The organism is Bradyrhizobium sp. ARR65 (assembly GCF_000472385.1).
Taxonomy (GTDB): domain Bacteria; phylum Pseudomonadota; class Alphaproteobacteria; order Rhizobiales; family Xanthobacteraceae; genus Bradyrhizobium.
This window is the reverse complement of record NZ_AWZU01000052.1, coordinates 24,427-47,684: the sequence shown is the minus strand read 5'-3', so window position 1 is coordinate 47,684 and position 23,258 is coordinate 24,427. Positions and strand designations below refer to the sequence as shown.

Sequence of the window (23,258 nt, the reverse complement as noted above, 5' to 3'; positions counted from 1 at the left end):
CTCACGCCACTTCCCGTTCCGTCGGCGCCGCGATCTCGCGGGCGAGGGCGGTGGCGGCGACGTAATCGGTCTTGCCGGAGCCGAGCAGCGGCACCTTGTCGACCACCTGGATCACGGCGGGAACCGCCAGCTCGGATGCGCCTGTCGCCTTGGCCTGCCGCTGCATCGCGGCACGGTCCGCCTCCTTCTGCGTGGTCAGGAGCACAATGCGCTCGCCCTTGCGCTGGTCGGGGACCGAGACGGCGACCGAGATCGCTTGCGGCCACAATGTCGCAGCCATGGCTTCCACCGCGGACAGCGACACCATCTCGCCGGCGATCTTGGCGAAGCGCTTGGCGCGCCCCTTGATGGTGATGAATCCGGCCTCGTCGATGCTGACGATGTCGCCGGTGTCATGCCAGCCATCGGGCAGCGCCTCCAGCACGCCGGGATTCTCCGCACGCAGGTAGCCCAGCATCACGTTCGGGCCACGCACGGAGAGGCGCCCGCCATCGTCGATGCCGGGCACGGGATCGAGGCGATATTCCATCAGCGGCGACAGGCGCCCCACAGTGCCCGGCCGATTTGCCATGGGCGTGTTCATGGCGAGCACGGGCGCGGTCTCGGTAACGCCATAGCCCTCGAGGATGCGGACGCCATAACGCTCCATATAGATCTGCCGGGTGCGATCCTTCACCGCTTCGGCGCCGGCAAGCACGAGACGCAGCGTGCGGAAGTCATAGGCGTGCGCCGAGCGCGCATAGCCGGCGAGGAACGTATCGGTGCCGAACAGGATGGTGGCGCCGGTCTGATAGATCAATTCCGGCACGATCCGGTAATGCAGCGGCGACGGATACATGTAGATCGGAATGCCCGCGAGCAGGGGCATCATCATGCCGCCCGTCAGTCCGAAGGAATGGAACACGGGCAGCACGTTGAACACTCTGTCGTTGGCATTGGCGTCGACGCGCGCGAGCGCCTGCGCCGCGTTGGCGAGAATGTTGCGGTGAGAGAGCACCACGCCTTTCGGCGTGCCTTCCGACCCCGAGGTGAACAGGACGACCGCCGGGTGGTTGGCGTCGCGGACCACGCGCGGCTTGGTGCCGTCGAGAAGACCGCGCAGCCTGTCGGCGAGGCCGACGGTCGCGCGGATGTCTTCGAGGTATATGATCTTCGCTTCCGCCGAGATGGCTGCGATCAGCTTGTCCAGCTTGCCCTTCTCGATGAAGCCCTTCGAGGTCAAAACCGTCGTGACCTGCGCCGCCTTCATCGCCGCCAGCACATTGATGGGACCCGCGGAGAAATTCAGCATCGCCGGCACGCGGCCGATGGTCTGCAGTGCCATGAAGACGACGGCGACGCCGGCGGAATTCGGCAGCAGCACGCCGACATTCTCCCCGATAGCCGTTCCAGTCTCCAGCTTGCGGCTCAGCACCTGCGCGCCGGTGATCAGCTTGCGGTAAGTCAGTTTGGTGCCAAGCGGATCCTCGATCACGACCTTGCCGGTGTCGCGATCGCGATAGGCATGCGCGAGCGCCTGGAACAGGGTCTGGTCCAGCAGCGCGGTCTTGACGATGGCGTCGATCATCACGTCCTGCAGGGCGGCACCGGCGGCGTTGCGCCGCGCCTTGCCCTTGAGAGCATCGTTCACCGACAATTTCACCGGCGGCAGGATCGAGATCGTCACCTTGGGAAACCAGGCGCGCTTGATCTCCCCGTTTCGCAAGTAGCTCAAGTGCGAGCGCTGCGCGCCCTCGATGCGCACGGGAACGACCACCGCATCGGCTTTGTCTGCGATCATCGCGGTGCCGTCGTAGACCTTCATCAGCGAGCCGGAAACGGTGAGGCGGCCTTCCGGAAAGATGACGACCGGCTCGCCCGCGGCAACCAGCTTGATCAGCTCGCGCGCAGCGAGCGGCTTGGTCGGATCCATGGTGTAGTGCCGGATCATCTTTAAAAACGGCTTGGCCCACCAGGCTTTCGCAATCCCGCTGTCGACCGCAAAACTCGCATCGATCGGCAAGATCGCGTGCAAGAGCGGTCCGTCGATCAGGCTGACATGGTTGGGCGCGATCAGCATGCGGGTGCCCGCGGGCGGCAGGTTCTCCAGCCCGCGCACTTCGGTGCGGAACAGCGCGCGGAATAACAGCGCGCCGAAATCGCGCACGCCTTCCTTGCCCCACTTGCTCAGCACGAACCAGACCGCGCCGAAGCTGGCGATGCCGAGGCCAAAGAAGATCCAGGCGATCGGCAGCCCCTGCGCCTGCAGCAGCGCAACGAACAGCGAGCCGACCACCATGAAGCCGGCCTGCAGCACGTTGCCGGCAGCGATGACGCGGGCGCGCTCGGACGGCTCCGACCAGGCCTGGACGGCCGCGAAGGAGGGAACGACAAAAAGGCCACCGCCGAAGGCAAAGATGACGAAGTCGGCCAGCATACGGAAGCCGCCGAGCGAGGTGGCGAAGCCGGCCGGCGTGATCTCAGCGCCGCGCGTCGTCTGCCTGATCGCCCAAGCGAGGTCGAGACCGACGATCCCCATGATGATGGCGCCGATCGGCACCAGCGCGAGATTGGGGCGGACGTGAGACAAATGCGCAGCAAACAGCGAGCCGGCCGCGATGCCGATGGCGAAGATCGCAAGACAGAGCGTGACGACGCCTTCGGTACCGCCGATCGTCTCCTTGACCAGAGCAGGCAGCAGCGAAAGCACGACCGCGCCAACCAGCCAGAACCAGGAGACGATGATCATGCCGTCCCACAGCCGCGGCGCGGCATAAAGCGTCTTCAGCAAATGGACGGTCGAGGTCCACGGATTGGCGGTGATGGCAAGTCCGGCGGCGGAGGGTTGAGTCACCGGGATGCGGGACGCGAAGGCCCAGGAGAGCAGCGCCAGCAGCACGACGGCGGACGACACCAGTCCCATATGCGTTGATCCCGCAACAAACTGCCCGCCGGCGATGGTGCCGAGCAGGATCGCAAGGAAGGTCGCGCCTTCGACCAGCGCATTGCCGGTCGCAAGCTCTCCGACCGTGAGCTGGTCGGGCAGCATCGCGTATTTCACCGGGCCGAACAGCGCCGCGATGATCCCGAACAGCGCGAGCGCGATGAACAGAAACGGCACCGAGTGCAGGAAGAAGCCGGCGGCGGCGAAGCAGGCCGCGAAGATCTCGGTGAATTTCAACCGCCTGGCGACGATCGATTTCACATATTTATCCGCGAGCTCGCCGCCGAGCCCCGACAGGATGAAGAACGGGAAGATGAAGACCGCGCCCGCAACCGTCACCAATGCGTCCCCGTGCCCGACGGTCGCGCTATAAAGCAGGATGATGACGAGCGCGTTCTTGAGGACGTTGTCGTTGAGTGCGGAAAAGAACTGCGCCCAGAACAGTGGGGCGAACCGGCGGGAGGACATCAACTGCTTGATCATGACTGGTCCTGTCTTTTCTCGGCCGAGCAACTTGGAATTGCCATTGCGTTAATCGAGTTGCAAGATGCGTGAGCCGCGATGAACAATAAGGCATTAACGCCGCTCGATTCAGGCTCTTTCGGCGCTCAACAGTTTCTCGGTCCTGGCTTCCTCGATCCTGTTGATCATGCGGTTGGTCTCATGAAGGTCGCGAACGGTTTTCGCGAGCGTGAATGCCGATTGTACCACCATCGCCATTCCCATCGCGAAATAGGCCCGGACCCACCAATCGAGCGGCAGCGCGAAGATGCCGCCGCCGACCATGAGCACGGACGCGGCGAACGAAATGTAGGAGAAATTGACCCACGCGCCGGTGGGACGATCCAGATGAGTCAGGGGCTGGGACATGGTTTGCTCCCTTATTGAGCGTTTGAGGTGGATTCGAGGAGAGGGATTACGGGCAGTCCGGCGGCGCTGCGAAGTCGCGCCAGAACGTCGGCGGCGCGGACCTGGACCGGGTCGCCGAGACCGGCATCTGCCATGCGTTCGATGAGTTGTTCCGCCGGCGGCGCCATTTCTTCGCGCACGAAGCGGGCGTCCTGATTGTCGGCAACGACCTGGGCCAGCGCCGCCTCCGCCTCTGCAAAGCTGTCGACGCCGCTGCGCGAAGCGGGCGCCGCGGCGTTCAATGCGGTGCCGATCCTGGCGAGGCGCCGGCCGCGATCGAGATCGGACAAGCGTCTGCGCTGGGCATCGACCTCACGTCGGGCCAGCGCCACCTCGGCGGCGAAACGTTGGGAAGCCTGCTTCGAAGCATCGACGTCCGCGGTCATCGCGGCGATCGCTTCCGCGGCTTGCGTGGCAAGATCCTCGCGGCCGGCACGCAGCGCCTGCACGGCGCGTTGCTCCAGTGCGCTGACTTTCGCCGTCAATGCGGCACGCCGCTCGGCTTCTCGAGCTTCCTCCGCCATGGCGATGGCGAGCGCGCGCCGGGCGGCGGTGTGCGCGTGCCGCGCGGCCGCGATCGCGCGCTCCAGGCCCGCTAATGCGGAGGGGCCTTGCCCCGGCAGATCAGCGAGCAGGCCAAGCAGGCGTTCGAGGAATTTGCGCATCGCCGCCTCCGTCAGGTCAAGTCGCCGAGCGAGCGCAGTGGAAACAGGCAGTTGCGCCAGCGACGCTGGCGTCGCGCAGCGAGGCCTTCGTGGCATGTGATCGATGCGGCATCCTTGCTTTTTGCGCGGGGCAGTACGCCAGCGACATCGCAGGCACTGGCGAGGCGTTCGATCGGCGCCGTCGCAAGGCGGATGATGATGCGGCCAGCACCGGTCACGAGGGCCGCCGCGTCGTCCACAAAGGTGGTCGCGATCTCCAAAGCGAGGGTTTGCATTTTCGGTGCCTCCGCACTAAATGAACATTGTTCAAAATGGATATCACAAAAATGAACAATGTTCAAGAAGAATCTTTGCGCGAGCAGAAAAAGAGCCGCCGGCGCGCGCTCATGCTCGAGACCGCCCGCGCCATAATTGCCGCTAAAGGGCTGAGATCATTGAAAGTTCGGGACGTGGCCGAAGCCGCCGACTGCTCGATCGGCAGCGTCTATAATGAGTTCGGGGACTTCGACGGCCTGATCCTCACCGTGAACCGGGAGACGGTGGAGGCGCTCGCGGTGCGGCTGAATGCCGTGCCGAAGGACGACCCGATTCGTCAGCTCCACGGACTGGCCGAAACCTATCTCGCCTTTTTCACCGAGCACGCCAATCTGCTGCGCTCCCTCTACGAGCACCGCATGGAGGACGACTGTCCGTTCCCGGAAGACATCCTGCTCATGGTGATGCGCGCCTTCGCGCTGATGCATGACCCGCTCGTCCGCCTGATGCCCGATCGTGACGGCGCCGATATCGCGCTTCAGGCGCGCATGATGTTCTCCGCCGTGCACGGCATCATCTCGCTCGGCCTGGAGGAACGAATGGTGGCGGTGCCGCCGGAAAAACTGCGCCGGCAGGTGGCGCAGTTCGTCGACACTTATTTGGCTGGTTTGGGCGTCGCTCCCTGACGGGCTGCTACAACGGCGCTATGCCAGCATGTCGCGCACCAGCGGCACGACCTTGCGGCCGTAAAGCTCGATGCTGCGCATCAGCTTCTGGTGCGGAAGCGGCCCTGCCGAATATTTGAGCTGGAAGCGCGTCAGCCCGAGTGCCTTCACGCTGGCGGCGATCTTGCGCGCCACGGTTTCCGGCGAGCCGACATAGAGCGAGCCGTGATCGGCTTCATTGGTGAACTCGTCACGCCCCATCGGCGGCCAGCCACGCTCCTTGCCGATGCGGTCGCGCATGATCTTGTAGTCGGGCCATAATTCTTCGCGTGCCTGCTCGTCGGTCTCGGCGATGTAGCCGGGCGAGTGCACCCCGAGCGGCTTCGGCTCGCGGCCGAACTCCTTCAAGGCACGGTGGTAGAGATCGATGAAAGGCGCAAAGCGCTTGGGGTCGCCACCGATGATTGCGAGCATCAGCGGCAGATCATAATGCGCGGCGCGCACCACCGACTGCGGGCTGCCGCCGACGCCAATCCAGGTCTTCAGGCGGCCGTGCTGGATCGGCGGAAACACGAGCTGATCCTTGAGCGGCGGGCGCAGCTTGCCCTGCCAGGTCACCGGCCCCTGGTTCAACAGCGCGGCGAACAGGTCCAGCTTCTCCTCGAACAATTCTTCATATTGACGCAGGTCGAAGCCGAAAAGCGGGAAGGATTCGGTGAAGGAGCCGCGGCCGAGGATCACCTCGGCGCGGCCGTTCGAGACCGCATCGATGGTGGAAAAGCGCTGAAATACGCGAATCGGATCATCCGAGCTCAGCACCGTCACCGAAGAGCCGAGCCGGATCTGCCGGGTACGCGCTGCGATCGCCGCCAGCACGACTTCAGGCGCGGAGATCGCAAAATCCGCGCGGTGATGCTCACCGAGGCCGATGAAGTGGATGCCAAGCTCGTCGGCCAGCACCGCTTCCTCGACGACGTTGCGGATGACTTCCGCATGCGGCAGCAGCGCGCCGTCTTCACCTCTGGTGACGTCGCCAAAGGTGTCTAATCCAAATTCCAGCGGTGTGGTCATCATTGCATCTCACTGAGCCTGGTCCTGCAGGCGTGATAAGGCTTTGTGGCTTGAAACACGCCACAATTAATGGCGCCTCGCGGTCGGGCAAGCTCGCGTCACGAAACGAATTGTTTCGCATTTTGCTCGCCGGTCTCTGCTCGAGCCAAGTGCGTGGCTTGGCCGCGAACGCCAAACTGCTCCAATCATCTGTCCGCGAGGTCGGTCTCACCCTCTCCCGAGCGGAGATGAGGTAAAACTTAAGCGCCGGACGCGCTGTCGAATGCCTTCATGGCCAGCGTAGCGACCTGCCGCAAGGCACGGCGATCTGCGCCGGAAGCCGCCAGCACGCCCATTCCCGCCGTCTGCGCCGAGAGATAACGCGCCAGGCCTGTGGGATCGGCAGTCGCCGGGAGGTCGCCATCCGCCTTGGCTTTCTTGAAGCGCTCGCGCAGCAGCTCCTCGTTGTCGGCGCGACGCGATGCCAGTTCGGACGGCACGTTCTCGTGTCCGGTGGCGCAGGCGAGACCGCCCTGCACCAAGAGGCAGCCGGGCGGATTGGCGGGATCTGTCTGCAGGTCTGCCGTGCCGAACAAGAGGCGTCTGGCGACTTCGCGCGCGGTCGGCGCATCCAGCACGTGTTGCATGAAAGCCGCACGCTTGCCGCTATATCGGTCGAGCGCGGCTTTCAGCAGCCCTTCCTTGCTGCCGAACGCGGCATAAAGGCTCGGAGCATTTATTCCCATCGCGGCGGTGAGTTCGGCAATGGTCGCCCCCTCATAGCCGTGCCGCCAGAACACTTCCATCGCTTCGTCCAAGGCCTTGTCGGCATCGAAGGCCCGCGGGCGTCCTATGGCCATGGGGCTTCCTCCATTTTTTAATATTTGCTACATAAGCACCTTGACGGGCGGGGTCTAGCTCCACATTTGTAGCGAACATTACAAATTGGAGAGCGAAAATGCCCCCAGCCGCCGTTATCCCCCATCCGAGCCGTTTTCGACGCGTTTTCTCAGGGCTGGCCATCGCCGGGGCCGTGATCCTCGCCGGCTCGGTGCTTGCCAATCGCTATTTCTTCGCAGCGCAAGCCACGACGACCGCGGCCGCACCCGAGCCGGCCGTCGACGTGACGGTCGCGGTGGTCGAGCCGCGTCAGACCACGCTGTGGGACGACTTTTCGGGGCGGCTGGAGGCCATCAACCGCGTCGAGCTCCGCCCGCGTGTCGCCGGCGCCATCCTGTCCACCAATTTCACCGAAGGGGCTCTGGTGAAGGCCGGCGACGTGCTGTTCAAGATCGATCCCGCGCCCTATCTCGCCGAGGTGGAGAAGGCCGAGGCTCAGCTCGAGGCGGCAAAGGCGCGCGTGGTGTTCACCACATCCGAAGTCGAGCGCGGCCGCCAGCTTGTCGGCGACAACATCGTGACCCGCCGGGACTTCGATCAGCGTGACAATGCCAATCGCGAAGCGGTCGCCAACGTGAAGGCCGCCGAGGCGACGCTGCAAACGGCAAAGCTCAATCTCGACTACACCGAGGTGCGGGCGCCCGTGGACGGGCGGGTCGGCAAGATCGAAGTGACCGTCGGCAACCTCGTTGCGGCCGGGCCGACCTCGCCGGTGCTGACCTCGCTGGTGTCGATCAACCCGATCTATGCCAGCTTCGATGCCGATGAGGATGTCGTGCTACGCGCGCTGAGCGCGATCGCTGACGGTTCAGGCAAGCGCGGCAATCTCGATCAGATTCCGGTCGAGATGAACACTTCCGACGGGGTAACCGCCAAAGGCCACATCCAGCTCATCGACAACCAGGTGAACGCGCAGAGCGGCACGATCCGCGTGCGCGCCGTCTTCAGGAACGACGACGGCCGCCTGATCCCGGGTCAATTCGCGCGGTTGCGCATGGGCCAGCCGCACCAGCAGACGCTGGTGATGGTTGACGAGCGGGCGATCGGCACCGATCAGGACAAGAAATTCGTCATGCTGGTCGGCGCGGACAATCGCGCGCAATATCGCTCCGTCACGCTTGGCGGCAGCGCCGACGGCCTGCGCATCATCACCTCGGGCCTGCAACCGGGCGATCGCATCGTGGTCAACGGGTTGCAGCGTGTGCGTCCCGGCGCGCTTCTGAAGACCGAAGTCGCCGACATGGGCGCGCGCGGCCTGCGAGAGGCCGCGGCCGATGGCGACCAGCAGGTCGTCCGGCGCTAATCAACCGTTCAACAGGGTTTCGCGCGAGCGCGCGCCAGCATCATGAATCTGTCCAAATTCTTCATCGACCGCCCGATCTTTGCGGGCGTGCTGTCGATCCTCATCTTCCTGGCCGGCCTGATCTCGCTGGTGGCGATGCCGATCTCGGAATATCCCGACGTCGTGCCGCCGTCGGTCGTGGTGCGCGCGACCTATCCCGGCGCCAACCCGAAGGTGATCGCCGAGACGGTCGCCACGCCGATCGAGGAGCAGATCAACGGCGTCGAAAACATGCTCTACATGAGCAGCCAGGCGACCACCGACGGCGCCATGACGCTCACGGTGACGTTCCGCCTCGGCACCGATCCCGACAAGGCGCAGCAACTGGTGCAGAACCGCGTGCAGCAGGCCGAGCCGCGGCTGCCGAATGTCGTGCGTCAGCTCGGCATCATCACCAAGAAGAGCTCGCCCGACCTCACCATGGTGGTGCACCTGCTGTCGCCGAACGGCCGCTACGACATGACCTACCTGCGCAATTATGCCGTCCTCAACGTCAAGGACCGCCTGGCGCGGATCGACGGCGTCGGCGACGTTCAGCTCTATGGCGCGGGCGATTATTCGATGCGGGTGTGGGTCGATCCGCAGAAGGCCGCCGAACATGACCTCGCGGCCAATGACATTGTGAGAGCGATCCAGGCGCAGAACGTCGAGGCCGCCGCCGGCGTGGTCGGCGGCTCTCCGAGCGTCAAGGGCATCGATCTGCAGCTTTCGGTCAATGCCGAAGGCCGCCTTTCGACCGAAGAGCAGTTCGGCGACATTGTGGTGAAAAGCGGCCCGCAGGGCGAGGTGACGCGCCTGCGCGACGTCGCGCGCATCGAACTGGGCGCCTCCGAATATGGCCTGCGCTCGCTGCTCGACAACAAGCAGGCGGTGGCGATCCCGATCTTCCAGTCGCCAGGTTCCAACGCGCTGCAGATCTCCGACAATGTCCGCGCCACCATGGCGGAGATCAAAAAGAACATGCCGGAAGGGGTCGACTACCGCATCGTCTACGACCCCACCCAGTTCGTGCGCTCCTCGATCGAGGCGGTGGTGCATACGCTGCTGGAGGCGGTGGCGCTGGTCGTGCTGGTGGTGATCCTGTTCCTGCAGACCTGGCGAGCCTCGATCATTCCGCTGCTTGCGGTGCCGGTCTCGATCATCGGCACCTTTGCCGTGATGCATGCGTTCGGCTTTTCCATCAACGCGCTGAGCCTGTTCGGCCTCGTGCTCGCGATCGGCATCGTGGTCGACGACGCCATCGTCGTGGTGGAGAACGTCGAGCGCAACATCGAATCCGGGCTCTCGCCGCGGGATGCGACCTACCAGGCGATGCGGGAAGTGTCGGGACCGATCATCGCTATCGCCCTGGTGCTGGTTGCGGTGTTCGTGCCGCTCGCCTTCATCAGCGGGCTGACCGGCCAATTCTACAAGCAGTTCGCGCTGACGATTGCGATCTCGACGGTGATTTCGGCGGTCAACTCGCTGACGCTGTCGCCGGCGCTCGCAGCCCTTCTCTTGAAAGGCCATCACGATCCGAAGGACGGGCTGACCCGGCTGCTCGACACCGCGCTGGGCTGGTTCTTCCGCCGGTTCAATCGCGCCTTTGCCCGTGCATCGGAAAATTACGGCGGCAGCGTCAAGGGCGTGATTTCCGGCAAGCTCGCCGTCCTCGGCGTGTATCTCGTACTCGCCGCCGCGACGGGCTTCTTATTCAAAGAGGTGCCGGGCGGCTTCGTGCCCGCGCAGGACAAGCAATATCTGGTCGGCTTCGCGCGCCTTCCGGACGGCGCGACGCTTGATCGCACCGAGGAAGTGATCCGCAAGATGAGCGAGATTGCACTGACCCAGCCGGGCGTCGAAAGCTCGGTGGCCTTCCCCGGCCTCTCGATCAGCGGCTTCACCAACTCATCCAACGCCGGCATCGTGTTCTCGACCTTGAAGCCCTTCGACGAGCGCAAGGATCCTTCGCTCAGCGGCCCCGCGATCGCGGCGGCGCTGAACAAGAAATACGCCAAGATCCAGGAAGCCTTCATCGCGATGTTCCCGCCGCCGCCGGTCAACGGCCTCGGCACCATCGGCGGCTTCAAGCTGCAGATCGAGGATCGCGCCGGGCTCGGCTATGACGCGCTGAACGACGCGACCAAGGCCTTCATGGCGGCGGCGGCGAAAGCCCCTGAGATCGCAGGCTTGTTCTCGAGCTACCAGGTCAATGTCCCGCAGCTCTTCGCGGACATCGACCGCACCAAGGCGCTGCAGCTCGGGGTGCCCGTCACCGACGTCTTCAACACGCTGCAGATCTATCTCGGCTCCTACTACGTCAACGACTTCAACAAGTTCGGCCGCACCTATTCGGTCTATGTCCAGGCCGACGCGCCGTTCCGCGCGCGGGCCGACGACATCCGCCAGCTCAAGGTGCGCTCGGCATCCGGCGACATGATCCCCCTCTCCGCGCTGCTCAAGGTCAGGCAGAGCGCGGGACCTGAACGCGCCATCCGCTACAACGGCTTTTTGTCCTCGGACATCAATGCGGCCGCGGCGCCGGGCTATTCCTCGGGACAGGCGCAGGCGGCAGCCACGCGCATCGCGGCCGAAACGCTGCCGCGCGGCTTTGCCTTCGAATGGACCGACCTCACCTATCAGGAATTCATCGCGGGCAATTCCGGCATCTGGGTCTTCCCACTCTGCGTCCTGCTGGTGTTCCTGGTGCTGGCAGCGCTCTATGAAAGCCTCGTGCTGCCGTTGTCGATCATCATGATCGTGCCGATGGCGCTGTTTGCCGCCATGTTCGGCGTGTGGCTGTCCAAGGGCGACAACAACATCTTCACCCAGATCGGCCTGATCGTGCTGGTCGGCCTGTCCGCGAAGAACGCGATCCTGATCGTGGAGTTCGCGCGTGAGCTGGAGTTTGCCGGGCATTCACCGGTCCGCGCCGCGATCGAGGCGAGCCGCCTGCGGCTGCGCCCGATCCTGATGACATCGATGGCCTTCATCATGGGCGTGTTGCCCCTGGTGCTCTCGACCGGCGCCGGCGCCGAGATGCGGCGCGCCATGGGGGTGGCCGTGTTCTCGGGCATGATCGGCGTCACCATCTTCGGCCTGTTCCTGACGCCGGTGTTCTACGTGCTCCTGCGCACCGTCACCGGCATGAAGCCGCTGACGCATCACGCCGCGAGCACCGCGCCGATTGCGCCGGGCGGGCATGTGCACATGCAGCAGGCGGAGTGAGGGGCAGGCGCGTCCCGAGCTCACTCGGGACGATCTTCGCGCGGGCGTGCAGGAGAGCGCGTGAGACGATCCATGATCGCGCGGGCACGCTTCGCACTGTCCGAGGGATTGTGAGAGCGATGCCGTGGCGGATCATGGAAACCGAACTTGCCCGTCACGGCTTCGCGAGCGCCGCCGCTCTTGTCCGCAGATGTTCGTGCGCATCCGTGCCGGATGCGCAAGGCGATTGCGCGGGCAGCAATCGCGGCTGATGCCGGCACGCGATCGCGACCCGCGTTGCCTGGCCGTACAAGTTTGCCAACGTAGCGGCTTTCCGAAAAGCTTGCCCTCGGGCTTGACCCGAGGGATCATGCTCAAAGGAGTGATGGCGCGGTTGCGAACGTTACCTGCAAGACAAGGAGGCCGAGGCGATGGCGGGACAGTGGATCGACATCAACGCCGCCGATGGCGGCAACTTCAAAGGCTATCTCGCCATTCCCGCATCGGGGTCCGGGCCGGGGATCCTGCTGCTGCAGGAGATTTTCGGCATCAACGCCTCGATGCGCAGCGTGGCGGATTATTACGCCGAGGAGGGTTATGTCGTGCTGGCGCCGGATCTGTTCTGGCGCATGGCGCCGGGGATCGAGCTCGGCTACAGCGAGGCTGATGTCGCCAAGGCAATGGACTATTACCAGCGCTTCGATGCCAATCGGTCGATCAAGGATGCGGCCGATGCGCTGAAGGCGCTGCGGAACCGTCCCGAATGCACCGGAAAGGTCGGCGCGCTCGGCTTCTGCCTGGGCGGCAAGCTCGCTTATCTCGTCGCCGCGCGCACCGATGTGGATTGCGCGGTCAGCTACTACGGTGTCGGCATCGAGGCTGACATCGGGGACGCTGCCAATATCAAATGCCCGATGGTGTTTCACTTTGCCGAGCTCGACCGCTTCGCGCCGGCCGAAGCGCGGGCACAAGTGATGGCGGCGTTCGCCGGCCGTCCCGAGATCGAATTTTATCTCTATCCCGGCTGCGATCATGCCTTCGCGGCGCCGGAGCGGGCCAGCTTCAACAAGCCGGCGACCTTAATGGCGCATTCGCGCTCGATCGCGTTGTTCCGCAAGGTGCTGGGTCCGCATTACGACCTCTCCTCGTTGTGGGACAAGCATACCGAATTGGAATTCGCGACGCGGTCAGCCGAAGCAACCATGGAGACCATGGTGGCGGAGCCCTATGTCAATCACATCCCGACCATGACCGGCGGCGTCGGCTACCGCGATCTCTTGCGCTTCTACAAGCACCATTTCATCCCGAAGACGCCGAAAGACACCAGGTTGATCCCGATCTCGCGCACCATCGGCGCCGATCGCGTCGTCGACGAGATGCTGTTCTGCTTCACTCATGACATCGAGATCGACTGGATGCTGCCGGGCGTGCCGCCGACCGGCAAATATGTCGAGATACCGTTGGTCGCGATCGTTCGCTTCCGCGGCGACAAGCTCTACAACGAGCACATCTATTGGGATCAGGCCTCGGTGCTGGTGCAGATCGGTCTGCTCGATCCGGCAAAACTGCCCGTGGCCGGCGTGGAGACCGCCAAGAAGCTGGTCGAGGAGTCCTTGCCGTCAAACACATTGATGGCGCGCTGGGCCGAGAGCGCACCGAAAGCGGCCGGATAATCGCGCGTTGGGCTTGACGGCGCCCGTTCTTTGCTTTGCATGACGCCGCCGATAGCACGCGATCCAAAGATCGCGCCTCTTCCGCTTCAAACCCCGGCCATCGCCTGTGCGCCGCCGAGCAGATTGACGTCACGTCGCGGGACGGATCTCGACGGTGGCGGTGCGGCCGGACACGAGAACGGTGTTGGGCGGCACGTTTTCCAGCGCGATCCGCACGGGCACGCGCTGTGCCAGCCGCACCCAGTTGAAGGTGGGATTGACGTTGGCGAGCAGATTGCTGCCGGCGGTGCGGTCGCGATCCTCGATGCCGGCCGCGATACTTTCCACGCGTCCCGCCAGGCGGGTGTTGTCGCCCATCAGGCGGATCGACGCGGGGTCGCCGACGCGGATGCGGGACAGTTTGGTTTCCTCGAAATAGCCTTCGACGCGCAGTGTGTCGGTATCGACCAGCGCCATCACGCCCTTGCCGGCGGTGACATAGGTGCCCGGACGCAGATCCATATTGGTGATGATGCCGTTGACTGACGCGTGGACCTCGCTGCGGTCGAGGTTGAGCTGGGCGAGATCGCGATCGGCGACGGCCTGGTCGTAAGAAGCCTGTGCGACAAGCTGCGTCGCGCGAACTTCCTCCTGCTTCTGCTGCGAAACCGCATCGGTGCTCAGCGCGCTATAGCGCTTGAGATCCAGGTTCGCCTGGTCGAGCGAAGCGCGCTTTCCCGCGACGACCGCCTCGGCCTGCCGCAGTGCCAGCTCGAACCGCGCGCGGTCGATCCGGAACAGCACGTCGCCGCGATGGACCGGCTGGTTGTCGTGGACAAGCACCTCGGTGACGAAGCCCGATACATCCGGCGCCACCACGACGACATCGGCGCGGACACGTCCGTCCCGCGTCCACGGCTCCTCCATGTAATAGACCCACAGGCGGTAGCCGACCGCCACGGCGGCAACAACGGCGATGCCGGTGATCGCGAAGCGGCGGAAAGACGCGAGCATGCTCTTCACGACAGAAACTCCGAAGAGAAATAGACGACGCCGCCGAGCAGGCAGACGAAAATGGCGAGATCGAACAGGGCGCGATGCCACACATGCCGATAGAGATCGAGGCGGACGAACAGCCGCGACACCAGCATGGACAGCGCATAGGTGATCACGAGCTCCAGCAGCAGGGCGGGGACATAGATACCGTAGATGTTCAGGTCCTGCCTCATGCGACGCGCTGCCCGGATAGGGAAGAATGGGTCCCATAGGCTGGTGAGTCCGGGAACAAGCCCCGGCGAATCCCGACGAGACCGAGCAGTGCGTCTTCGTTCGCAGCCGCACCGGGATCATCGACGGTCGCGGCCAACGCGGCGTCGATGTCGGACAGCAAACTCCGAGGCATCGGCCCTTCCGAATGCGAGCGAAACGCCGTGGCCAGGCGATCGAGCATGCGGTCAATTGCATGCAAGCTGGTCGGCGAGAGGTGGTGGCGGGCGCGGCGCAGGTCGATGATGTTGAGGCCGACACGGAGCTGGCTGAGGTTGTCGACGTCGCGACGAGCGATCTCGGGAATCGCGGCGAGCCGCTGCACCAACTGGTCGAGGCGGCCCAGCATGGCACCGAGAAAGCTCGCCCTGTCGCGCCTGCCGCGGTGTTCCGCCGCCACGGCGAGCGATACCCAGCCCGCGCGCAGCACGCGGTGCGCGATCCATTCCGCTCCGACCGAGCGCGCCGTCCGCGTCACCACGATGGCGGCGACGATGCCGATGATGAAAGCGATTGACGAATTGGCGAAGGCGACGAAATCGGCCGCATAGGCGGATTGCAGCGCCATCAGGGTTGCGGCGTTCACGCCGAGCGAAGTTCCGATCGATGTCGTGGCGGGGCGCGCCATCAGATAGCCGAACAGGATGAAAGCCGGCGCCAGCACCGCGATGAGAGCCTCGAGCGTCGAGATCGGCGGCAGCAAGGCGAACAGATAGACGGCGACGATAATGATCGCGACAGCCGCCCAAACGCCGAAGCGGCGAATGCCGACGGTGGGATCGTCCTGCGAGGCAAAGATCGAGCTGCCGACAGCGGCCATCATCGGCGCGGATGCGCCATCCGGCCATCCGGTGCCGATCCAGAACGCGCAGCACAGAAGAATGGCGGCCGCCGCGCCGGCTGCCGACCACATCGCGAGCGTGCGGTCGCGATAACGTGTCTCCGCAACACCGCTCTCCGGGTTGAACTGAAGGCCGACGCGCGAGGGATTCGTGCCTTGCGCGACGGCCGGGCCGAGCGCTCGGCAGTCCTGCAGGAGATCGACCAATTCTTGCAGACGGATCAGAAGGCTGGTGATCAGGATCTGATCCCAGCCGGAGCCGGTGCCGAGCCGCGGCCGCTGTGCTTCGATCTTCTCCTGCAATTCCCGCGCCGCTTGCGGCGCGCCCCTGTCGTCGACAATCCACGCCGAGATCTCGTCGAACAGGCGCGCGAGGCCGGGGTAATCCGTCCGCAGGCGCGGACCAAGCGCGGTGATCCGGTCATTGATCGAAGCAAGGATGGCCGGCAGCAACAGCATGTGTGGCCGCAGCATGCGCAGTGCCTGCGCGGTGTTGACGTCGGTGAGCCGGTCATAGGCGAGATGGACCTGCAGCGTCTCCAGCTCGACCGCCTCCCTCAGCAGTTGCTGCAAGCGTTGCTCTCGGCTGGTGCCGGCTCCCGCAAGCGCCTCCCGCGACAATTCGCGGGCGGTCGCGAGCCAGTAGCCGAGCCGCTCGGAGGCCGCCGCGCCGATGCCGCGCGGAAAGAATGTGGAAGAGATCAGGCTCGCACAGATGATGCCGAGCGATATTTCCTGGACGCGTGCAGCCGCGGCATCAAAAATGTTGCCGGGGTCGGAGACGGCGGGAAATCCGATGATAGCGACCGTATAGCCCGACAGCATGAACGCATAACTGCGGGGCGTCCCATCCATCAGGGAGAAGTAGAGGCACAGGCTGACCCAAGCCGCCACCGCGAGGCACAGCAATTCCGGCGCGTTGACGAGGTTGGGGACCATGAGGACGGAGACGGCGGCCCCGACGAAGGTTCCGATCAATCGATAGACCGCCTTCGAGCTTGTCGCGCCGGCGAGAGGTTGGGAGGTGATGTAGACGCTGGCCATCGCCCAATAAGGCCGCGGCAGGTTGAGCCACAGCGCGATGACCAGGGCGAGCATCGCGGCGCCGAACGTCTTGAGCGCAAAAATCAGGTCCGCGTGGCGGACCAGGAAAGGCCTGTCCTGGGTCATGGCCGGATCGCCTCTGACAGCGCCGCACCAGACATAGTGACCCGGCTTTCAATGCTCGGCAACCGTCGAGGCTGATCTACGCCCTTCGCGGCCGGCGGTTCCCTCGCGCTGGGAAATAGGGCGCGATCGAAATCGCTCCCATTTCGCCTCAAGCTTCGGCCATCGCCTGCGCGCCGCCGAGCAGCTTGACATTGAGCCGCCCGCCCGTGAACAGCATGTCGTCGAGCGCCTCGTCGATATCAGCGGAGGCAACCGTTTCGCCGCCGTCGCGCGCGATGGACGATTGCGCGATGCGCCGCATCAGCTCCTTGATGAAGGCGGCGCTGACGCCCTCGGTGCGCCGCACGGCATCATCGACAACAGCGTCGGTGAGCGGCAGCCCCTTGCCATAGAGCCGCACCAGCTTGCCGCGGCCCGTCGCGTCGGGCAGCGGCACCTCGATCGCCTGGTCGATGCGGCCGGGCCGGCCGGCGAGCGCGTCCTCGAGTTCTTCCGGCCGGTTGGTGGTGAGTAAGAACAGGATGTCGGCGTCCTCCTTCAAGCCATCCATTTCGTTGAGCAGCTTGTTGAGCAGCGATTCCTCGCAAGGTCCTCCCATCTCGTCGCGGTCGCGCGCGATCAGATCGACGTCCTCGATCACCACCAGGGCCGGCTGCAACAGCCGCGCAAGGTTCATATAGACGCCGAGCAAACCGACCTGCTCGGCGGTGATGATCAGCGTGGTATGATCAGGCAGGTTGGTTGCGAGATAGCGGATGGTGTGGGTCTTGCCGGTGCCGGGCGGGCCGTAGAGCAGAATGCCCTTGCGTGTGGATTGGCCGAGCCGGCGGAGCGCATCGCGCGTTCCGACAAAGCTCAATACGTTGCGATCGAGCAATTTGAGCGCCTTTTCCGGCAGGATCACGTCGGCGCGGTCGACCGGCGGCAAACGATGCACCGTGACGCCGCGCGACCGGCCGCTGTAATCAGGGTCGCCGTCGAGTGAGAGGATTTTGCCGCGGTACGAGCGGGCGGAGTGTACGGCCCTCTCCAGTTCGACAAAGCAGCGCTGCGCGAAGGCCTCGCCGGCCACGCCGCCAGGCACCGCAATCTCGATGCGCATCATCGCCTCATGGCGGTACTCGCGGTCATAGGAGAGCACGACGGCATAACGGAATTCGTTCGCCTCGCACAGCCACAGCCCATTGTGCAGACATTTGACCGGCGCGGCCTCGCCGACGTCGATCTCGTGATATTGCGGAGGCGCCAGCGGAATCGCATTGCGTCCTGCGCGCTTGAGCCGCGCGAATGACAGCGTCTCGTAACGATATTCCTCATGCGCGCCGAAGAAGCGGATCGGCGAGGCGAACAGCTTGTCGATCGCGACCTGGACGTCCGCGCGCATATGGCCGGGAAACTGTCGCACCATGGTCACGAGCTTGTTCGGCGGGATGTCGGCGAAATGCCAATTCAGCGCGTCGATGGCCCAATTGAACTGTATGTCGGAAGGATCTGCCGCGACCGTTGCGCCGGCGGCCTCGCTGGTGATCAGCAGCGGAAGTCCATCGGCCCGGATGCGCGTCTGGGCGGCATCGAGGAGCGCCTTTGCAACTGACGCTGGAAAGGGGCCGCAGGCGACCTTGCCTTGCCGGTTGATCAGCGTGGTGAGCGCGTAGGCATCGCGCTCGTGTCTGCCGAACACCTCGCGGAATAGCTCCACCACGAAATCGAACGGCGTCTTGTCGTCATTGTGAATAACAAGCTGAACAGGCTCGGCGTCGGCGCAAACTTGATCCATGATGAACCCCAGGTACAACTACAGCACGAATGGAACAAATGAAGAACATGGATGATGACGTTCGTCAAGCGCCTTGCGCATGAAAGTTCTGCGACGCGGGCAGGCCCAACCGCGTTTCGAAGATGCGTGAGTCAGGTGGTTCGTGGCGCGCTGAGCGCCTGCGACGAACAGTATCGTGCTCCGATCGCCGGGCAAATCAGTTCGATTCTCCTCGTTCCCGCCTCGCCGGCTCGGCTTGAAGCGCCTTCAAATCGCGTGCGCGCAGGAAGAAATTTCCTGAACCGATTCAAGCTGATTTGGGCTGTCCAGTCCTCGCGCGAGAAATATTTCTCTTTCGTTTTTTCAGAAATCGCGGTTTCCTTTCGCCATCCCGCCTCGGCAAGAGGGGCGTATCGCGATCGTCACGACACGCGAGGCGGGATGCGGTGGCCGCGATGATGCCGACAGACGAACGGCTGTCGTCGCGGACGGCGAAGTCGGGTGGTCCTGGCGCGCCCATGCAGGCGCCAAGTTGGNGTTCGATGCGGCCCGTATCGCGCCGGCGACGGTGGCAATCAAGCTGGTTCACCGGGGAGAGCCCGAAGTAAGCCGTAAACCACTCGCGCGGGGAAGGCCGGTGTGTATCCGCCTGTACCTGTGGTCAACGCGCGCTCGCGCAATTTCTTTTGCGCGGGGGCCCCGGGTGCAGCGGCCACCCGGCCTTCCCTGCGCCCTCTACGTTATGAAGAGGGTGATGGTGATGCAAAAGCTCGGGCGAGGAGCGTCGCGAGGAGGCGTTCGCTTGTCTTGAGATTCGTCATTCCGGGGCGCCTCCAACGGGTCCGCGCGAAGCGCGGCCCGATGACAGGCTCCGAGGCGAACCCGGAATCTCGAGATTCTCAGGTGCGCAACTGCGCACCATAGTTCGATGCTTCGCATCGCCCCGGAATGACGGGCTCGAACCTGTCCTGCACCATGCGCGCCGTAGCTCTGCTTCAAGGGAAAGTGAAATTGTCCCGATCGTCGTGCTAGTGATAGTTCGCCGGTCCATCAGAAGAGTAAAGCCCCATGAACAATAGCCGCGACGTTTGGCAACTGGTTGACGCCAAGCAGGAGCCTTTGATTGCACTCAGCGATCGGGTCTGGGAGATGCCCGAGCTCTGTTATGCCGAGACGCGTTCCGCCGCCGAGCACTTGGCTGAGCTCGAACGCCACGGCTTTCGCATCACAAGGAACGTCGCCGGCATTCCGACCGCTGTCATCGGCGAGGCCGGCGAAGGCGGTCCTGTGATCGCGATTCTCGGCGAGTATGATGCGCTGCCAGGCCTGTCCCAGGAATCGGGTGTTGCCGAGCCGCGCCCGCTTCAAGCTGGAGGCAACGGCCATGGCTGCGGGCACAATCTGCTCGGCGCCGGCGCCATGCTGGCGGCCGTCGCGGTGAAGGACTGGCTGGCGAAGAACGGGCTCAAGGGCCGCGTGCGTTATTATGGCTGCCCGGCGGAAGAGGGCGGCGCGGCGAAAACCTTCATGGTGCGCGACGGCGCTTTCGACGATGTCGATGCCGCGATCTCGTGGCATCCTGCGAGTTTCTGCGAGGTGATGCCGGCGGTGTCGCTCGCCAACACCCGCATCGATTTCACCTTCTTGGGCCGCGCGGCTCATGCGGCGGCAGCCCCGCATCTCGGCCGCAGCGCGCTCGATGCGGTCGAGCTGATGAATGTCGGCGTCAACTATATGCGCGAGCATATCCCGAGCGATGCGCGCATCCACTATGCCTTGCTCGAGACCGGTGGGATCGCGCCCAACGTGGTGCAGGCGCGCGCAAAGGTCCGTTACTCCGTGCGGGCGCGCGATCTTGCCGGCATGCATGAATTGGTGGAGCGCGTCCGCAAGGTGGCGCAAGGCGCGGCGCTGATGACCGAAACTAAAGTCGAGGCGCAGATCATCAGCGCGGTTTCGAACCTGCTTGGCAACGAGCCGCTGGAGCGCGCGATGCACGACGTGCTGCAGCAGCTAGGCCCGCCGCCGTTCGATGCGGCCGACCGCGATTTCGCGAAGAAGATTCAGGCGACGCTCACCGACCAGGACATCGAGAGTGTCTATCGCACGGTCGGCGAGATGCGTGGCGACGCGCCGCTGTGCGACAAGATCATCCCGCGCGAGGCGCCACGCCAGCTCATGCGCGGCTCGACCGATGTCGGCGATGTGAGCTGGGCGGTGCCGACGGTGCAGGCCCATGGTGCGATGATGGCGATCGGCACGCCCCTGCATTCCTGGCAGCTCGTGGCGCAGGGCAAGATGCCGGCCGCGCACAAGGGCATGGTGCATGTCGCCAAGGTCATGGCGGCGACCGCGTGCAAGCTCTTGGGCGACGAGGCGCTGCTTGCGGCCGCGAAGGCGGACCACGGCGCGCGCACCGCGCGCCATCCCTATCGCTGTCCGATCCCGGACGATGTCGCACCCCCGCTCGATATGGCGCGTACGTAGGGGCGAGGCTTATGCGAATCCTGTTAGACGAAACAGAAACTCAACTATCACCGTCACCCAGGATGACGGTGCTAAGTAGGACGCTCGCCGCTCAACTTGATCATGGCTTGGAGCAGTAGAGAGCATCACGCCGCCGCTCCAGCGTTTGAAATCAGCACCACCGTCGAGCGCGGTCCGACCTCATACGATCCAACATCGAGCGGCACGGCATCGGTTTCCGCCACGATGTCCAGCGGGCTCGCCAGCGACGTGTCGACCAGCCGCCGCCAGCGCGAAGCCGAGGGCAGGGCGAAGCCGAGCGTCTCCCAATAGGCATTCATCATCACGTAAATGTCGAGGTCGCCTGAATGCGTACCATACAGGTGCAACGCGATCGCGCGCGAGGCGTCCGAGAGATCCGGATTGCCGGCCGTGCCGTGCCAGCTACAGTCGCTGCCCCAGCCGGTGCTGCGGCCGATGATGGGATGCGCCTTGCGAAAGGCGATCATCATACTGAAGAAGCGCAGGATATCCGCATTGGTCGCGGTGAGGTCCCAGTCCAGCCAGGTCGTCCCGTTGTCCTGGTCATAGGCGTTGGCGTTGCCACCCTGCGTGTGCATGAACTCATCGCCCGCCACGAACATCGGCACGCCGTTCGCAAGCATCAAGAGGCAGCAGAAATTCCTGACCTGCCGCCTGCGAAGTGCCGCCACCTCGGCCGGCACGTTGTGGCCGCCCTCATGGCCGCAATTCCAGCTACGCTGCGCGTCGCTCGTGTAGCTGACGAGGTCGCAGAGATTAAGGCCGTCATGGCAATCGATGTAGTTGATGCTCTGATAACGCCGGTTGGCATCGATCACGGTGTCGGGGAAGAGGTCCGTGCTGCCGTAGAGGCGTGTCATGAGATCGGCGACCAGGCCGCCGTCGCCCTTGACGAAGCCGCGCGCGGTATCGCGAAAATGATCGTTCCACTGGCTCCAGGACTTGCCGGGAAAGGCGCGCCCCATAAGGTAGCCCCTTGCCGCATCCCACGGCTCCGCGATCAACCGCATCTCGGCGAGATTATGATCGTTGCTGATCTCGGAGACGATCGGAGGGTCTTCCGAATTTAGGCTCCCGTCCTCATTGCGCGCGAAGATCGAGGCGAGATCGAAGCGGAAGCCGTCGATGCCGATCGAGCTCGCCCAATATCTCAAGCTGTCGACCACCAGAAGCCGTACCGCGGGATGGGCGGTGCGCAAGTCGTTGCCGCAGCCGCTGTAATTGACGTACTCGGAGAGATCGCTCGGCGAGAGGGCGTAGTAGGTCGAGTTGTCGATACCGCGGAACGAATAGGTCGGACCGCCATTGCCCATTTCGCAGGTGTGATTGTAGACGACGTCGAGCAGCACCTCGATTCCGGCCTTGTGCAGCTCGTCCACCATCCAGCGAAACTCCAGCAGCGCGCCTTGCGGTGCGCCGTCGACGCTGTATTGCGCATGGGGCGAGAAGAAATTCAGCGTCATATAGCCCCAATAATTACCCAACCCCGGCTCGAACTGATGCACCGGCAGCAGCTCAACCGCGGTGATGCCGAGTGATGTGAGGTAGGGAATCTTGGCCACCACGCCCGCATAGGTGCCGCGTTCGTTGTCGGGGACGTTTGAATTGGCGCGTCGGGTGAAGCCGCGCACATGCATCTCGTAAATGATCAGGTCGTGGCCATGGCGCGGCGCCTGCGGCCGGGTGGACAGCGGCGCGATTTGCCGTTCGGGCAGCATGCCAAGCGGCGCCCGTCCGGCGTTGGATCCTCCCGCAATGGCCGCCTCGCGGCTGAAGGCCGGCGGAAAGAAAACGCCTGTGGCGTAAGGATCGAGCAGGATCTTGTCGCGATCAAAGCGCAGTCCGAGGCTCGGCTGATAAGGGCCGTCAACCTGGTAGGCGTAGTATTTCGCACCATCGACGGTCGGGGCCGGCACCCGCTGGTGCCAGACGCGGCCGGTCTTGTTGATGGGAAAGGCAAAGGGCAGGACGCGCAAGGGCGTCGCAAAATCGCGATCGTCATAGAGAAGCAAGGTGACCGAGCTTGCATCCCTCGAATACAATGCAAAATTATAGCTCTGTCGCAATTCGTCCCAGGAGCAGCCGAGCGGCCAAGGTTTGCCTTCGAGAGGTTCGCCTCCGAGACTTGCGCCGTTGCTCGCCATGCGGGTCCCTTGGATGGGCGTTGTCC

The 23,258-nt window shown here is 64.2% G+C and carries 17 protein-coding genes; 6 read left to right on the top strand and 11 right to left on the bottom strand.

Annotated features, from left to right (window positions below; genetic code table 11):
* Window position 1 precedes the first annotated feature (1 nt).
* From F758_RS0135885 to F758_RS0135870, 4 genes are all read right to left on the bottom strand, one after another.
* Complete coding sequence (locus F758_RS0135885) at window positions 2-3,406, bottom strand: acyl-[ACP]--phospholipid O-acyltransferase (RefSeq protein ID WP_024512381.1); 3,405 nt, start codon at window positions 3,404-3,406, stop codon at window positions 2-4.
* A gap of 108 nt (window positions 3,407-3,514) precedes the next feature.
* Window positions 3,515-3,793, bottom strand: coding sequence for a YiaA/YiaB family inner membrane protein (locus F758_RS0135880; protein ID WP_024512380.1), 279 nt, complete (start codon window positions 3,791-3,793; stop codon window positions 3,515-3,517).
* A gap of 11 nt (window positions 3,794-3,804) precedes the next feature.
* Complete coding sequence (locus F758_RS0135875) at window positions 3,805-4,497, bottom strand: PspA/IM30 family protein (RefSeq protein WP_024512379.1); 693 nt, start codon at window positions 4,495-4,497, stop codon at window positions 3,805-3,807.
* A gap of 11 nt (window positions 4,498-4,508) precedes the next feature.
* Entirely contained in the window at window positions 4,509-4,838 is a 330-nt protein-coding gene (locus tag F758_RS0135870; protein ID WP_245286692.1) for a hypothetical protein, read from the bottom strand.
* Here F758_RS0135870 and F758_RS0135865 point away from each other — a divergent pair.
* Window positions 4,824-5,438, top strand: coding sequence for a TetR/AcrR family transcriptional regulator (locus F758_RS0135865; protein WP_024512377.1), 615 nt, complete (start codon window positions 4,824-4,826; stop codon window positions 5,436-5,438). The genes F758_RS0135870 and F758_RS0135865 overlap by 15 nt on opposite strands.
* A gap of 18 nt (window positions 5,439-5,456) precedes the next feature.
* Here F758_RS0135865 and F758_RS0135860 read toward each other — a convergent pair whose 3' ends face one another.
* On the bottom strand, window positions 5,457-6,488 hold the full coding sequence (locus tag F758_RS0135860; protein ID WP_024512376.1) for an LLM class flavin-dependent oxidoreductase: 1,032 nt from the start codon (window positions 6,486-6,488) through the stop codon (window positions 5,457-5,459).
* A 239-nt stretch (window positions 6,489-6,727) separates the two neighbouring features.
* On the bottom strand, window positions 6,728-7,327 hold the full coding sequence (locus F758_RS0135855; protein ID WP_024512375.1) for a TetR/AcrR family transcriptional regulator: 600 nt from the start codon (window positions 7,325-7,327) through the stop codon (window positions 6,728-6,730).
* A 98-nt stretch (window positions 7,328-7,425) separates the two neighbouring features.
* On the opposite strand from F758_RS0135855, the gene F758_RS0135850 reads away from it, so the two are divergent.
* The 3 genes from F758_RS0135850 to F758_RS0135835 all read left to right on the top strand — a co-directional run bounded on the left by F758_RS0135850 (window position 7,426) and on the right by F758_RS0135835 (window position 13,568).
* Window positions 7,426-8,670 carry an efflux RND transporter periplasmic adaptor subunit gene (locus F758_RS0135850; RefSeq protein WP_024512374.1) on the top strand — a complete coding sequence of 415 codons (1,245 nt, stop codon included), beginning with the start codon at window positions 7,426-7,428 and terminating at the stop codon, window positions 8,668-8,670.
* 42 nt (window positions 8,671-8,712) lie between these two features.
* Window positions 8,713-11,916 carry an efflux RND transporter permease subunit gene (locus F758_RS0135845; RefSeq protein WP_024512373.1) on the top strand — a complete coding sequence of 1,068 codons (3,204 nt, stop codon included), beginning with the start codon at window positions 8,713-8,715 and terminating at the stop codon, window positions 11,914-11,916.
* 410 nt (window positions 11,917-12,326) lie between these two features.
* Entirely contained in the window at window positions 12,327-13,568 is a 1,242-nt protein-coding gene (locus tag F758_RS0135835) for a dienelactone hydrolase family protein (protein WP_024512371.1), read from the top strand.
* A gap of 129 nt (window positions 13,569-13,697) precedes the next feature.
* Here F758_RS0135835 and F758_RS0135830 read toward each other — a convergent pair whose 3' ends face one another.
* The 4 genes from F758_RS0135830 to F758_RS0135815 form a co-directional block, all read right to left on the bottom strand.
* Window positions 13,698-14,570, bottom strand: coding sequence for an efflux RND transporter periplasmic adaptor subunit (locus F758_RS0135830; protein ID WP_024512370.1), 873 nt, complete (start codon window positions 14,568-14,570; stop codon window positions 13,698-13,700).
* Window positions 14,567-14,776, bottom strand: coding sequence for a DUF1656 domain-containing protein (locus tag F758_RS0135825; protein ID WP_024512369.1), 210 nt, complete (start codon window positions 14,774-14,776; stop codon window positions 14,567-14,569). The genes F758_RS0135830 and F758_RS0135825 overlap by 4 nt, the downstream gene beginning before the upstream one ends.
* Complete coding sequence (locus F758_RS0135820) at window positions 14,773-16,824, bottom strand: FUSC family protein (protein WP_024512368.1); 2,052 nt, start codon at window positions 16,822-16,824, stop codon at window positions 14,773-14,775. The genes F758_RS0135825 and F758_RS0135820 overlap by 4 nt, the downstream gene beginning before the upstream one ends.
* Before the next feature lie 148 nt (window positions 16,825-16,972).
* Window positions 16,973-18,601 (bottom strand): ATP-dependent Clp protease adaptor ClpS, encoded by a 1,629-nt coding sequence (locus F758_RS0135815; protein WP_024512367.1) that lies wholly within the window; start codon window positions 18,599-18,601, stop codon window positions 16,973-16,975.
* A 51-nt stretch (window positions 18,602-18,652) separates the two neighbouring features.
* Between F758_RS0135815 and F758_RS45320 the strand changes: the two genes are divergently transcribed.
* Together F758_RS45320 and F758_RS0135805 are read left to right on the top strand one after the other, a co-directional pair.
* A complete protein-coding gene (locus F758_RS45320) occupies window positions 18,653-19,039 on the top strand; it encodes a hypothetical protein (protein ID WP_024512366.1) in 387 nt (128 codons plus the stop codon).
* Window positions 19,040-19,648: 609 nt separating this feature from the next.
* The gene (locus F758_RS0135805) at window positions 19,649-21,067 is read left to right on the top strand and encodes a M20 family metallopeptidase (protein ID WP_024512365.1); all 1,419 of its coding nucleotides are present in this window, start codon (window positions 19,649-19,651) and stop codon (window positions 21,065-21,067) included.
* 125 nt (window positions 21,068-21,192) lie between these two features.
* Here the strand turns inward: F758_RS0135805 and F758_RS0135800 are convergent, their stop codons facing one another.
* On the bottom strand, window positions 21,193-23,232 hold the full coding sequence (locus tag F758_RS0135800; protein ID WP_024512364.1) for a glycogen debranching protein: 2,040 nt from the start codon (window positions 23,230-23,232) through the stop codon (window positions 21,193-21,195).
* Between the last annotated feature and the right edge of the window lie 26 nt (window positions 23,233-23,258).

What these genes read in the sequence shown, in the direction of transcription:
- F758_RS0135885 (WP_024512381.1), bottom strand. Translation starts at nt 3,406, where the DNA reads ATGATCAAGCAGTTGATGTCCTCCCGCCGGTTCGCCCCACTGTTCTGG.
- F758_RS0135880 (WP_024512380.1), bottom strand. Translation starts at nt 3,793, where the DNA reads ATGTCCCAGCCCCTGACTCATCTGGATCGTCCCACCGGCGCGTGGGTC.
- F758_RS0135875 (WP_024512379.1), bottom strand. Translation starts at nt 4,497, where the DNA reads ATGCGCAAATTCCTCGAACGCCTGCTTGGCCTGCTCGCTGATCTGCCG.
- F758_RS0135865 (WP_024512377.1), top strand. Translation starts at nt 4,824, where the DNA reads ATGAACAATGTTCAAGAAGAATCTTTGCGCGAGCAGAAAAAGAGCCGC.
- F758_RS0135860 (WP_024512376.1), bottom strand. Translation starts at nt 6,488, where the DNA reads ATGACCACACCGCTGGAATTTGGATTAGACACCTTTGGCGACGTCACC.
- F758_RS0135855 (WP_024512375.1), bottom strand. Translation starts at nt 7,327, where the DNA reads ATGGCCATAGGACGCCCGCGGGCCTTCGATGCCGACAAGGCCTTGGAC.
- F758_RS0135850 (WP_024512374.1), top strand. Translation starts at nt 7,426, where the DNA reads ATGCCCCCAGCCGCCGTTATCCCCCATCCGAGCCGTTTTCGACGCGTT.
- F758_RS0135845 (WP_024512373.1), top strand. Translation starts at nt 8,713, where the DNA reads ATGAATCTGTCCAAATTCTTCATCGACCGCCCGATCTTTGCGGGCGTG.
- F758_RS0135835 (WP_024512371.1), top strand. Translation starts at nt 12,327, where the DNA reads ATGGCGGGACAGTGGATCGACATCAACGCCGCCGATGGCGGCAACTTC.
- F758_RS0135825 (WP_024512369.1), bottom strand. Translation starts at nt 14,776, where the DNA reads ATGAGGCAGGACCTGAACATCTACGGTATCTATGTCCCCGCCCTGCTG.
- F758_RS0135820 (WP_024512368.1), bottom strand. Translation starts at nt 16,824, where the DNA reads ATGACCCAGGACAGGCCTTTCCTGGTCCGCCACGCGGACCTGATTTTT.
- F758_RS0135815 (WP_024512367.1), bottom strand. Translation starts at nt 18,601, where the DNA reads ATGGATCAAGTTTGCGCCGACGCCGAGCCTGTTCAGCTTGTTATTCAC.
- F758_RS45320 (WP_024512366.1), top strand. Translation starts at nt 18,653, where the DNA reads ATGATGACGTTCGTCAAGCGCCTTGCGCATGAAAGTTCTGCGACGCGG.
- F758_RS0135805 (WP_024512365.1), top strand. Translation starts at nt 19,649, where the DNA reads ATGAACAATAGCCGCGACGTTTGGCAACTGGTTGACGCCAAGCAGGAG.
- F758_RS0135800 (WP_024512364.1), bottom strand. Translation starts at nt 23,232, where the DNA reads ATGGCGAGCAACGGCGCAAGTCTCGGAGGCGAACCTCTCGAAGGCAAA.